Source organism: Acinetobacter sp. YH01009 (assembly GCF_013420765.1).
GTDB classification, from domain to species: Bacteria; Pseudomonadota; Gammaproteobacteria; order Pseudomonadales; family Moraxellaceae; genus Acinetobacter; species Acinetobacter amyesii.
On sequence record NZ_VOYE01000002.1, the window covers coordinates 440,829 to 453,520 of the forward strand.

8 protein-coding genes and 1 pseudogene are annotated in these 12,692 nt (G+C 43.7%); 6 read left to right on the forward strand and 3 right to left on the reverse strand.

Annotated features, from left to right (window positions below; all coding sequences use genetic code 11):
• Positions 1 to 35 precede the first annotated feature (35 nt).
• Positions 36 to 1,751: a cation acetate symporter gene (locus FTT76_RS04900; RefSeq protein ID WP_180108842.1), complete on the reverse strand. Its 1,716-nt coding sequence runs from the start codon at positions 1,749 to 1,751 to the stop codon at positions 36 to 38.
• Position 1,752: 1 nt separating this feature from the next.
• Entirely contained in the window at positions 1,753 to 2,085 is a 333-nt protein-coding gene (locus FTT76_RS04905) for a DUF485 domain-containing protein (protein WP_078190540.1), read from the reverse strand.
• Between the two features lie 181 nt (positions 2,086 to 2,266).
• Here FTT76_RS04905 and FTT76_RS04910 point away from each other — a divergent pair, with 181 nt between their 5' ends.
• Together FTT76_RS04910 and FTT76_RS04915 are read left to right on the forward strand one after the other, a co-directional pair.
• Positions 2,267 to 5,755: a PAS domain-containing hybrid sensor histidine kinase/response regulator gene (locus FTT76_RS04910; protein WP_180190113.1), complete on the forward strand. Its 3,489-nt coding sequence runs from the start codon at positions 2,267 to 2,269 to the stop codon at positions 5,753 to 5,755.
• 429 nt (positions 5,756 to 6,184) lie between these two features.
• A complete protein-coding gene (locus FTT76_RS04915; RefSeq protein WP_180190114.1) occupies positions 6,185 to 6,952 on the forward strand; it encodes a hypothetical protein in 768 nt (255 codons plus the stop codon).
• Positions 6,953 to 7,121: 169 nt separating this feature from the next.
• Here FTT76_RS04915 and FTT76_RS04920 read toward each other — a convergent pair whose 3' ends face one another.
• The gene (locus tag FTT76_RS04920; RefSeq protein ID WP_078190543.1) at positions 7,122 to 7,772 is read right to left on the reverse strand and encodes a response regulator transcription factor; all 651 of its coding nucleotides are present in this window, start codon (positions 7,770 to 7,772) and stop codon (positions 7,122 to 7,124) included.
• A gap of 374 nt (positions 7,773 to 8,146) precedes the next feature.
• On the opposite strand from FTT76_RS04920, the gene msuE reads away from it, so the two are divergent.
• The 4 genes and pseudogenes from msuE to FTT76_RS04940 all read left to right on the forward strand — a co-directional run bounded on the left by msuE (position 8,147) and on the right by FTT76_RS04940 (position 12,678).
• Positions 8,147 to 8,878, forward strand: a complete 732-nt coding sequence (gene msuE / locus FTT76_RS04925; protein WP_078190544.1) for an FMN reductase — start codon at positions 8,147 to 8,149, stop codon at positions 8,876 to 8,878.
• Between the two features lie 39 nt (positions 8,879 to 8,917).
• Positions 8,918 to 10,024, forward strand: a pseudogene (gene sfnG / locus FTT76_RS04930) (dimethylsulfone monooxygenase SfnG).
• 495 nt (positions 10,025 to 10,519) lie between these two features.
• Entirely contained in the window at positions 10,520 to 11,938 is a 1,419-nt protein-coding gene (locus FTT76_RS04935) for a deoxyribodipyrimidine photo-lyase (RefSeq protein ID WP_180190115.1), read from the forward strand.
• A gap of 125 nt (positions 11,939 to 12,063) precedes the next feature.
• Positions 12,064 to 12,678 carry a riboflavin synthase subunit alpha gene (locus tag FTT76_RS04940; protein WP_180190116.1) on the forward strand — a complete coding sequence of 205 codons (615 nt, stop codon included), beginning with the start codon at positions 12,064 to 12,066 and terminating at the stop codon, positions 12,676 to 12,678.
• Positions 12,679 to 12,692: the final 14 nt, after the last annotated feature.

Sequence of the window (12,692 nt, forward strand, 5' to 3'; positions counted from 1 at the left end):
AAGCCCCTTATTAGGGGCTTTTTAGGCGATTCAGATTAGTGATCTGAAGCACCAGAGATACCAATACCAGTTTGTGAACGTACATACTGTGCATCGAATGCTTTACGCTCAGCTTGTGCTTGTGCTGAATTATCAGTCACAGAGAACAACCAGCAGCAGATGAATGCTAATGGCATTGCAAAGATTGCAGGACCATTGAACGGGTTAATTGGTGTTTCAGAAATACCAAATGTATCTACCCAAACTGCTTTAGATAAGATAATTAGGGTCACTGCTGTAAGCAGACCTACTAAACCGCCAATCACTGCGCCGCGAGTGGTCAAGCCTCTCCAGAACATAGACAATACAAGTACTGGAAAGTTTGCACATGCTGCTACAGAGAACGCCAAGCCAACCATGAATGCAACGTTTTGTTTCTCGAACAAGATACCTAAAATCATCGCGAAGATCGCAAGACCTAAAGTCGCGATTTTAGACATACGAAGTTCAGATTCTGGCGTTGTTTGACCTTTCTTGAATACGTTTGCATACAAGTCATGTGAAATAGCTGAAGCACCAGACAATGTTAGACCTGCAACAACTGCAAGAATCGTTGCGAATGCCACCGCTGAAATGAAGCCCATGAACAAATCACCGCCTAATGCATCAGATAAATGCACCGCAGCCATGTTGTTACCACCAACAAGCTCTAGCTTGCCAGTTACCGCCATTTTTGCAACATCAAGGAATTGTGGGTTGTTTGAAACGTAAAGGATCGCACCAAAACCAATGATGAAAGTCAGTAGGTAGAAGTAACCAATGAAACCTGTTGCTACAACCACTGATTTACGCGCTTCTTTGGCATCTTTAACCGTGAAGAAACGCATTAAGATGTGTGGTAAACCTGCTGTACCGAACATTAATGCCAGACCTAGAGAGATCGCATCAATTGGGTTTGCAGCCAATTTACCAGGCCCCATAATATTGCCCGCTTCTGCCAAAGTCACTTCGTGAACTTTAGAGAAAACTTGAATAGATTGTGAGAACATTTCAGAGAAGCTGAAGCCCACGCCCTTCATGACCATGAATGCCATGAACGTTGCGCCAGAAAGTAGCATCACTGCTTTAATGATCTGTACCCAAGTCGTTGCCAACATACCGCCGAAGATTACATACGCCATCATCAGCAAGCCAACAATCACAACCGCAATGTTGTAGTTTAGACCGAATAACAATTTGATTAACTGGCCTGCACCCACCATCTGTGCGATTAGGTAGAACGCTACAACCACCAGCGAGCTCATTGCTGCCAATGTACGTACTGGTTTTTCAGCCAAACGGAACGATACAACGTCAGATAAGTTGAATTTACCTAAGTTACGCAGACGCTCTGCTACTAAGAACAATACAATTGGCCAACCCACCATAAAGCCCAATGAATACAGCAAGCCATCAAAGCCTGAACTGAATACCATTGCGGAAATACCGAGGAACGATGCTGCTGACATATAGTCACCGGCAATCGCTAGACCATTTTGGAAACCTGAAATACCACCACCAGCAGTATAGAAATCTGCAGTGTTGGTAGTTTGTTTTGCAGCCCATTTAGTAATTAGCAGCGTAAAACCTACAAAGATGGCAAACATGATAATTGCGTGCCAGTTGGTCGCTTGCTGCTGTGCTTCACCTAAATCTGGTCCTGCCATTGCCATGCTTGACATGAGCAGAGCGGGAGCCGCCAGTGCTGTTGCTTTCAATGAATTCCATTTCATCTTAGTGAAGTCCTTTTTCTTGAGTAATTGCTTCTACTTCACGCATTGCTTCTTCGTTTAATGCATCTAATTTATTATTTGCAATGTACGAATACACACCACAGAGCAGGAATGACAATACAATAATGCTCAAACCTAATGGCATACCAATCGTGGTTACACCACCACTCACGGATTGCATCAAGAACTCTTTGTTATAGCCCACAAGTAGCATGAAGCCGACATAGACCACCAACATGATGATCGTCAAAGTCCAGCTCAACTTACTTTTACGGCTAACCATTTCCTTAAATTTTGGATTCTGTAGAATTTGTTCTACCTGTCTCTCATCCATAATGTTCTCCTTACGCCGAACCTTGGCGCGCAATTTTCTAATTCGAATTATTTCGAAGCTAAACTTACCAATGTTCCTTATCTCTTGTAATTTAGACTTTGGTCGTTAAATTTTGAGCAATAACCTCCCTAAGCCTATGGATGCGTTATCATTAAGCGAGAATTAATATGCTGCAGGCTCTATGAATAGTTGGCTTATCGTCGGGGTATTGGCCCTTTACATCGCATTACTCTTTGTATGTGCATTCTTTGGTGAAAAGCATGCCAGTAGGCTCAGTACTCGCGGCAGAATGCTTCTCTTTAGTCTAACTTTAGGGGTTTACTGTTCATCTTGGACGTTTTATGGCGCAACAGGTGCCGCGGTTCGTGAGGGCATTATTTTCCTGCCGATCTATCTAGGACCGCTGCTATTTGTTGCGCTCGGCTATGATATTTGGCGACGTTTAGGCCGTGTCCGTCAGCATCATGCCATTTCATCGATTGCCGACTTTGTAGCAGCACGATATGGTAAAAGTGGCCCCTTAGCGTCATTAGTCACGATCCTTGCCGTGATTGCCATTATTCCCTATTTAGCCTTGCAACTACGTGCAATTGCCCTAAGTGCAACGGTCATTTTAGAACCGACCGCTGGTCTGACCGGCACCACCAATAGTGTGCTGTTTTTGACTGGTGTATTGGCGATTTTGGCGATGATGTTTGGGACACGACAGATTGCCAATACTGAACAGCACGGCGGCTTAATGTTGGCTGTGGCATTTGAGTCTTTCGTCAAGCTGTTTGCACTACTTGCAGTCGCATTTTTCTTTGTTTTTGAATCACCTGAAAACATGGCTCAAATCAGCCATGACATCAACACCACCTTTAAAGATGTTCAGCTCAAAGGTGTGCCAGAAAGCTTTTGGATTCAAACTTTATTGGCTGCATTAGCGATTATTTGTCTACCACGTCAGTTCCATGTCGCGGTGGTTGAACTGCGAGATGAAAAGCATATCCGTGGTGCTCGTCGTTGGTTTGCCATTTATCTGATTTTAACTATTATCGCGATCATCCCGATTGCCAGTTGGGCGCTGCATGCAGCACCTGCCTACTTGGCAATCCCCGATGTTGCTGTGCTCTCACTGCCTTTGAGTTATAACCAAGACTGGTTGACCTTACTTGCATTTCTCGGTGGTTTTTCAGCTTCGACAGGTATGCTGTTGGTGTCGTCAGTGGCCTTGTCGATTATGCTCAGTAATGACTTGATCATGCCTGCACTGTGGCGTACACGCTTATTGTCACGTCATGACAAACGCCTACCACTCGTACTGAAATTCACACGTCGTGTATGTATTTTAGCGGTCATGTTATTGGGCTTCTTGTTCTTCCATTTCTTCAATGACATTGACCAATTATCGGTATTTGGCCTATTGGCCTTCAGTGCTGTGGCACAGTTTGCACCGGCGTTAATTGGTGGTTTATATTGGCGCGGCGGAAGTAAGCAAGGCGTATATGCAGGTCTGTTGGTCGGCTTTGGCATGTGGGCTTATACCCTGTTATTACCAACCGTATTGCGTAGCCTGCCTGAACAATTTAAAACATTTACCGAAAATCTTTTAAGTCAGGGTCCGCTAGGCTTGAGTTGGTTACGTCCTGAAGCACTGTTAGGGTTTGAATCTTTCGATCCACTTACCCATGGCGTAGTTTGGGCACTCGGTTTAAATATCACCCTCTATATTTGGATTTCCCGCGTCTTCCGTCCAAGTGTTGCCGAGCAAATTCAGGCCGAAAGTTTCTTTTATTATGAAACCAAGCCCCTCCCGGCTCAAAGTACATCAAACGACATCAGCTATATTCACCATGATGTGGCACGCTTAAAAGTAGGTGATCTGATTACTTTGGCAAAACGCATTACCGGTGAAGGTCCAACTATGCGCGCCTTCAACCAGTTCTGCGCACAAAACAATGTCGTTTTGAATGAAAATAGCAGCGCCAACGGCATGTGGTGGCGTTTTACCGAACAGTATCTTGCCGGCACCATCGGTGCGGCATCTGCCCGTACCCTACTCACCACAGCCATGGTCAATAATGGTTTAGCACTCGGTCAGGTCGCAAATATTCTTGACCAAGCCTCACAGTGGCAGCGCTTTAACCAAAACCTGATCATGACCATGATCGACCATATGACTCAAGGTGTGTCCGTGGTTGATGAAAATATGTGTTTGGTGGCATGGAATAATCAATACCTCAAACTGTTTGATTATCCAAAAGACATTGTCTATGTCGGTTGCCCAATTTCAGACTTGATTCGTTATAACGCTGAACGCGGCGAATGTGGTCCTGGTTCAGTCGAAGAACATGTGCGTAAACGTATGCATTGGATGCAAGTCGGCAGCGCACACGAATTTGAACGAATTCGTAAAGATGGTCGTGTAATTCAGATGCGCGGGAACCCAATCGAAGGCGGCGGTTTCGTGACGACCTTTGCCGATATTACTGCATTCCGTGAAAATGAAGCCTTGCTTGAAGGCCGTGTGCAAGACCGTACCCAACAGTTGGCAGATGCCCTGTCTGAACAACAATTGGCACGTGAGCAAGCCGATAAAGCCAATATGTCGAAAAGCCGCTTTATCGCTGCCGCAAGCCATGACTTATTGCAACCGATGCATGCTGCGCGTCTGTTTAGTACCGCCCTCGAGCAAAGCGTACAAAATGACGATGATCGTAAAACGCTTCAGCAACTAGATCGTGCGCTGCATGGTGCGGAAAGTATGCTCTCTGCCCTATTGGACATTGCACGACTCGAAGGTGGAACCATTCAACCAAAACGTCAGCCTTATCCGCTGCATGACTTACTCAGTGATCTTGAACTTCAATTTAAATCGATTGCGGCACAGCGTAATATCAAACTGACCGTACACGATGCTCAGTTCTGGATTGACACCGACCCACAGTGGATTCGTCGTATTATTCAAAACTTCGTCAGCAATGCCCTACGCTATACGGCACGTGGTCGTGTGGTTGTCGGTGTGCTACGTTCAGCACGTCCAGGACATATTCGTATTGGCGTTTGGGATACAGGTCCTGGGATCGCGGAAGAACAACGCATTAAGTTGTTCCAAGAGTTCGAACGCTGTGGACATACCTCTCCATGGGGCGAACAAGGTCTGGGCTTAGGTTTAGCCATCGTGCAACGCATGACCAGCCTACTCGACTATCCGGTGCATGTGTTCTCAGAACTTGGTCATGGTTCGTGCTTTATGATTGAAGTGCCTGTGGTCGCTGCGCCAAAAGTGGTCGCTGCACCGACCCAAGCGGTTCCGTTGAAAACCAAAGCCTATAAGATTCTGTGCTTAGACAATGATGAAACGATTTTGGAAGGGATGTCGACCTTACTGACCAAATGGGGCTATCAAGTCTTTAAAGCCACTGAACCTGAACAGGCCATGGAGTTGATTCAACAAGAAAATATTCAAGTTTGGTTGGTTGACCAACATTTGAATAACAACAAGATCGGTCTCGACTTTATTTTAGATAACCGTCAGAAAAATGTCCCTGTGGCGCTGATTACCGCAGATTCTGATCCTGAATTACCGCAACGTCTAAAAGAGTTAAACATCGTCTTACTGAAAAAACCGTTGAAACCGGCTTCACTCCGTTCATGGTTATCTGGTTTGAAGATTTCAAATCAGTAGCGCTGTTACATGACATCGCTCTGTGAAAAATAGCCCATTTCATTCACATGAAATGGGCTTTTATTTACCTTGTTCTTACTTAAACTTACCTAACTGGCAAAAAAATTTGTCTCAGCGGCAAGATCATTCAAAATAGCCCCGACATTTCGTCTATTTATTAGCCATAAATATCAAATTTAGATTGCCTATGGCAAAAGATATCGAATGCATGAGTGAACACTTGTACACTTAGTTACAATTAAAAATATATTTGATTTAAATAAGATTTTTACAACCAAAATTAAAAACTAAAACTTTAGTCGTATATTTAGCTGCCGCCGTTCGTTTTAAAAATATTCATAAGAAGTTGATCAGTTTCAAGCCAATTCAAGAAGCGTCATAACTCAACACTTGAGAAGCTGATCTCCCCCGCATATTAGGAGTGATCTTGTGAATATTTCAGAAACAATGCCGCATGGTTTTGATCAAAATCTACAGTTTCATCGTCAGTATGGTGCCAATGCCATTTTGCCAGAGATCGACTGGCGTCAATTATTTAAGTTCAGCAAATTAAGTGATGTGCAAGTCGAAGCGTTGGAAACACTCTATCGCAGTGCCGTTCCTCTTGCGTTACAGGTATTTGACGAACTGAATTTTGATGTCTTTGCACCAAATGCTTACAAACCCCAAGGTCTTGGCTTATTCGATCGACTGGCAGAGCAAGAAGACCTACTGCTGCAAAATTTAGAAGCAGAATCCAATAGCTTAGGTTTGGACACCCGTCATCAGATTTGGAGCATGCTACTGCGTGGTGGTGCGGTCTTGGTATTTAAAGCGTGGCTTGGTAAAGTCAAAACCGACAAAAACCAGCTGGATAAAACACAGTTTGATGAATTATCCGATTTACTGTTTATTAAAACAGCGCCATTTGAATTGGCACAACGTTTAAATGTCGATGCCAACTCCAAGCAAGACCATATCTTTCTGATGTATGACAATGATGTCTATCTGGACCGTTTTAACAGTTTAGAAACTGCAGCCCTATTTGTGGATTTGGGCGTTTATGACGCTGCCTTTTTGAGTTTACGTGATGACCGTGTCGCGGATTATCTCAAAGCGCGCGGCTATGTGACCGATGAACAAATTGATGAATTGCAATGTGCGCTCAACCCTTTGTACTGTACCGATCTGACGCCTAAGCAAGACTATATTGCTTAAGTTGAAGTGGTTTGTTTAAGTCATTGTTAAGTTGCATTGCTCTATTGCTTTTAAACCGCATGTAAAGACCTAACAGCATTTACACCGAAATGATCCAGCGCTAGCATTAGTACTTAAATAGCATAAAAAAAGACCTCACGATGGAGGTCTTTTTTTATGGAAAAAATCCTTAGATTTTCTTTTCTTCAATATTCAATGCATTAATTGCCAATACAGCTTGAGTTCGGTTTTGTACGCCCAACTTACGGAAAATCGCCGTCACATGTGCTTTGATGGTTGCTTCAGACACATCCAACTCATAGGCAATTTGTTTATTCAACAAACCTTCCGCCACCATCATTAACACGCGGAATTGTTGCGGTGTTAAAGACTGAATACGTTCTGCCAATGCCGTTTCATCTGCAGCACGTGGATCAAAGTTCATATTGGCTGGTAAATTTGGTGGCAACCAAATCTCGCCTTCTAAGACTTGACGAATCGCTTCACCAATGTGACTTGGATGCGCAGATTTTGGAATATAACCCATCGCGCCATGTGCAATCGCACGTTGGATAATCGACGCTTCTTCATGCGCAGAGACCACAATGATTGGAATCGATGGATATTGTGCGCGAATATGCACCAAGGCAGAAAAGCCTGAAGCACCCGGCAAGTTTAAATCCAATAACACAAGATCAGGCTCAGGGCCATTTTCAAGACGTTCATAGCATTCATTGACTGCTGCAGTCTCATGAATTTGCGCCTGAGGCAAACTATAACGAACCGCCTGAATTAAAGCATGACGAAACAGCGGGTGATCATCAACGATTAAAATATTCATAAGCAACGTGAGAGATCTTGTGCACAATGACCCTATTCTAACCACACATGCTATGTGAAGGATATGCAAGAACTTATTTTTTTGCATTTAAAATGTAGATTTTCACCTAAAATGCGTCTTTTTTCGCATTTTCTATAAATCTTTAAATCTAATCATATTTTCATATAAATTTTATCAACACAGTAAAAATGCGTATATCTAAGCATTATATGTTGAAATATCAACAGTTTAAAATTTGAAATTTCACAAATCTTCTGGTTTTTCCAACATATCTAAAAATCAGATAACTTTTCTGATTTTCGTTATTTTACAGTGATCCACCCATCGGGATTAATAAAAGGCATTCCGAGAAACCACACTTTTAGGTTTAAAAAATGTCTCAAGTTAATCTACAAAAACCCCTGAATATTGTTGCTGTGTCAGGTGGTCTAAACAATCCATCTAAAACTGAAGCTTTGGTACAAGCCATTGTTGATGAGCTCGGTGATGCGACTCCAATCAATGTGCATTTTATTAAGTTTAGTGAAATTGGCAATTTATTAGGTGGCGCGATTTACCGTAACCAATTGCCACAACGTGTACAAGATGACCTTGCTGCCGTTGAAGCTGCTGATGCACTGATTGTTGGAACGCCAGTTTACCGTGCTTCATTTACAGGTCTATTTAAACACTTCTTTGACTTTGTCGAACAAACTGCATTGGTCGATGTACCTGTCTTGCTTGCAGCTTCGGGTGGTTCTGAACGCCATGCTTTAGTGCTTGAACATCAACTGCGTCCATTGTTCAGTTTCTTCCAAGCGCAAACATTGCCGATTGGGGTCTATGCAACAGATCGTGATTTCACCCCTGAATACACCATTCATAGTGAATTACTCCGTGACCGCATTACTTTAGCTGTAGCACGTGCGCTGCCGATTTTGGAATGGGCTCCAGCCAAAGGTCAGCGTGCTGAAGTGGTGAAAGCCAAGTCTCAACAAGCCAACCAAAACTTGGGCATTAATAAGCAAATCGAGCAAGAAGAAGTCCTTCCTTCTGCAGCCGTTCCAAGTTTGGATGCTGCTGAAGCTCGACTGCATAGTAAAAAGCCAAAAACGCAAGTGGCCTAAACACCACAGCATAACAATTCGATCCCGAGGGTTTGCAAAATGTCAGTACAAGAAAAAAACATTACATTTGCGTATTGGGTACCAAACGTCAGTGGTGGTTTGGTGGTCAGTAATATTGAACAGCGTACCGATTGGAGCTATGACTATAACGTGCGTTTGGCACAAGCTGCAGAAAAAAGTGGCTTTGATTATGCGCTGACTCAAATTCGTTTTACCGCAGGCTATAACGCGGAAAATCAACATGAATCGGTTAGTTTCAGTCATGGTATTTTGGCCAAAACCGAAAAGCTCAAAGTCATTGCAGCGATTTTACCCGGCCCTTGGAAACCAGCTCTGGCTGCGAAACAATTGGCGACCATCGATCATCTTACCAATGGCCGTATTGCGATTAATGTCGTGAGTGGTTGGTTCCGTGGAGAGTTTGATGCGATTGGTGAAGAATGGCCCGAGCATGATCAACGCTATGCGCGCTCTGAAGAATTCATTCGTAGCCTAAAAGGCGTATGGACGCAGGATAACTTTAGTTTTGATGGTAAATACTATCAATTTAAAGACTACACCCTATCTCCAAAACCTGTGCAAAAACCGCATATTGAAATCTTCCAAGGCGGCAGTTCACGTGCAGCACGTGACATGGCATCCCGTGTTTCCGATTGATACTTCACCAACGGCAATACCCCTGCTGAGTTGAAAAAGCAGATCGACGATATTCGTGAAAAAGCCAAAGCCAACAACCATCAGGTCAAAATCGGGGTGAATGCCTTCATCATTGCCCGAGATACGGAGGAAGAAGCCCAAGCGGTGCTTCAAGCTATTATCGACAATGCCAATACCGAAGCGGTCAATGCTTTTGGCGATGCAACTCGTGAAGCAGGTGCATCCACCAAAGAAGGCGAAGGAAACTGGGCAAAATCTACTTTTGAAGATTTGGTTCAATATAACGACGGCTTTAAAACCAATCTGATTGGCACGCCACAACAAATTGCAGAACGCATTGTGGAACTCAAAAGTGTAGGCGTCGATTTGGTTCTCTCAGGTTTTCTCCACTTCATTGAAGAAGTGGAATACTTTGGCGAAAAAGTGTTGCCACTGGTTCGTGAACTGGAAGCTCAACAGCAGCAAGTTGTGCAGGCTAAATCAGCATAATTGTTGATGCAGTCACAGCTCATAAAATCAGCATAATAATCACAACCGGCTCACTTCACTTTCCTCCCCTAAGGCTCGGCTTAGGGGATTTTTTATCGCCAGTCCAATTTAAAGACATGCTCTGTTTCTACAAAACGAGCGGAATTGTAAACAAAGAAAAAGCCCGACATCCTGTCGGGCTTTTTCTATATGGATACTTAAGCATGACTCCTGTCTTGCTTCACAGTCCTGATGGTGAACACTTTGTTATTGTTTTATGTTCCGGAACGTCCTGTTCCTGTATGAGTTCATCTTAGGTAAAATTTAAAAGTACGCCTAGCGTCAAAAACTTCGTTACTTGTACGCTTAAGCTGACAAAATTGTGCGCAATCGGTTAACTTAAACCATAGATATTATATGGTTTTTTATAAAAATCGATATTTTTTAAATGGTTTTATCACCAATAGACACCCCGTAATTCCTATGATATTTCCAACAAAACACGAGGCAATAAGCATGCAACTGGTTTGGTTTCGACAAGATTTAAGACGACATGACCATAGCGCACTGTGGCAGGCGACACAGTCTGGTCCAACTGTTGCCTTTATTGCGCTTTCTCCTGAACAATGGGCAAGGCATGATGATGCCCCCATCAAAATCCATCGCTATCTTGCCCAGTTGGAACTTTTGCGACAGCAATTGGCTGAACTAAATATTCCACTGATTATTCAGCATATTCCGGATTGGTCAGACATCGCCACTGAGCTTTTAAGCCTATGCACTCAACTCAATGTACACACGGTTCATGCACATATTGAACACGGTGTGAATGAACTCAAACGAGACCGCGAAGTACAACAGTTATTAGAACAGCAGCAGATCTCTGTCGAGTTGTACCATGACCGCACCCTGTTTCCTGTTGGCAGTATTCGCAATCAATCTGGACATCCTTATCAGGTTTTCGGTGCATTTAAGAAAAATTGCTACGAGAAATTGAGTAGCAGTCTGCCTACTTGTTATCCCGCTATTGAAGCCCAAGCGGCTCTCGCCTCGCATCCGCTGTGGCAAAATCAATTTGATTTACGTCCTTTTTATCCCACATCGCTGTTAGCTGCTCAAATCGAGCTTTGGCCGATTGGGGAAAATCATGCACAGCAGTGCTTAGATGAATTTATAGAACAACATCTGAGTCGTTATGCTGATGATCGGGACTATCCAGCGCTCAATGCTACCAGTCGAATTGGCATGTATCTCAACTTGGGCATCTTGTCTATTCGCCAATGTCTGCAAGCCCTGTTTCGTGAACAAGGTGGCTATTTCCAGATCGACCACAGAGGGCAACAAACGTGGCTCGATGAGCTACTTTGGCGTGAATTTTACCAACACATTTTATTTGACTACCCGCAGGTATCTCAGCACCAGCCGTTTCAAACCAAAACCTTAAAAATAAAATGGCGCCATGCACCACAAGACTTGGCTGCATGGCAGCAAGGTCAGACAGGCATTCCGATCGTCGATGCAGGGATGCGTCAACTACTGGCTACGGGTTGGATGCATAATCGGGTGCGGATGATTTGTGCCATGTTCCTCAGTAAGAATCTACTGATCGATTGGCGGTTGGGGGAGCAATGGTTTATGCAGCACCTTGTCGATGGTGACTTAGCAGCCAATAATGGCGGTTGGCAATGGTGCGCCTCGACGGGTACAGATGCTGTACCTTATTTTCGGATTTTTAACCCGATCAGCCAATCTCAGAAATTTGATCCGAACGGGGATTATTTACGTCAATGGCTACCTGAACTGGCAGATTTGGATGCAAAGCAAATTCACCAACCCTTTGCCAAAAATCCTCAACTAGAATTGAACTACCCTCAACCGATCGTCGATTTAAAGCAGTCTCGCTTAGCTGCAATTGAAACTTTCCGAGCATTGTAGGCCATTGCCAAGATCGAACTGCTAGGGATCAAAACGCTGTACTGAAATGGTCACTCTAAGGCATAGCCGATCGGTCGTTTTGTCCCTACAATACAGAAAACGCAAATCATTTTAGAGACGCTCACATGTATACAGGCATCGTGCAAGGTTTAGAAAAAGTCTTAGACATTCGTCAAGGCAATGGCTTCACAACCTTGGTGATTTCAAATCATCAGAATTTTTTTCATGATGTCTTTATCGGGGCAAGTGTGGCGATTAATGGCGTGTGTTTAACGGCCACACATATTGATTTGGCAGCCAACCAAGTACATTTTGATGTCTCAGATTTGACCAATCAACTCACCACGCTAAAAGCTCTCAAGGCCGGTGATGAGGTCAATGTCGAACGCTCAGCCAAAGTTGGCGCAGAAAATGGTGGTCACAATCTTTATGGTCATATCGAAGGCACAGCCACGATCAAAAACTTAGAACATCGTGGGGAAACCTTTCATCTCGATATTCACATTCCGGCAGGCAATATTAAATATTTCTTTCTCAAAGGTTTTATTGGACTCAATGGTTGCAGTTTGACTGTGAACCGTGTTGATCGTGCCAATAGTGAAATTTCAATCGATCTTATTCCTGAAACACTGCGCCTCACTACATGGAAAAATGTCCAAGTCGGTGATGCCGTGAATTATGAAATTGATCAAACAACGCGAACCTTAGTCGATACCTTAGAAAATATTCATCAGCGTTAAATCGACTGACAGCA

Coding starts and splice junctions, on each gene's coding strand:
- FTT76_RS04900 (WP_180108842.1), bottom strand. CDS start 1,751: ATGAAATGGAATTCATTGAAAGCAACAGCACTGGCGGCTCCCGCTCTG.
- FTT76_RS04905 (WP_078190540.1), bottom strand. CDS start 2,085: ATGGATGAGAGACAGGTAGAACAAATTCTACAGAATCCAAAATTTAAG.
- FTT76_RS04910 (WP_180190113.1), top strand. CDS start 2,267: ATGAATAGTTGGCTTATCGTCGGGGTATTGGCCCTTTACATCGCATTA.
- FTT76_RS04920 (WP_078190543.1), bottom strand. CDS start 7,772: ATGAATATTTTAATCGTTGATGATCACCCGCTGTTTCGTCATGCTTTA.
- msuE (WP_078190544.1), top strand. CDS start 8,147: ATGTCTCAAGTTAATCTACAAAAACCCCTGAATATTGTTGCTGTGTCA.
- FTT76_RS04935 (WP_180190115.1), top strand. CDS start 10,520: ATGCAACTGGTTTGGTTTCGACAAGATTTAAGACGACATGACCATAGC.
- FTT76_RS04940 (WP_180190116.1), top strand. CDS start 12,064: ATGTATACAGGCATCGTGCAAGGTTTAGAAAAAGTCTTAGACATTCGT.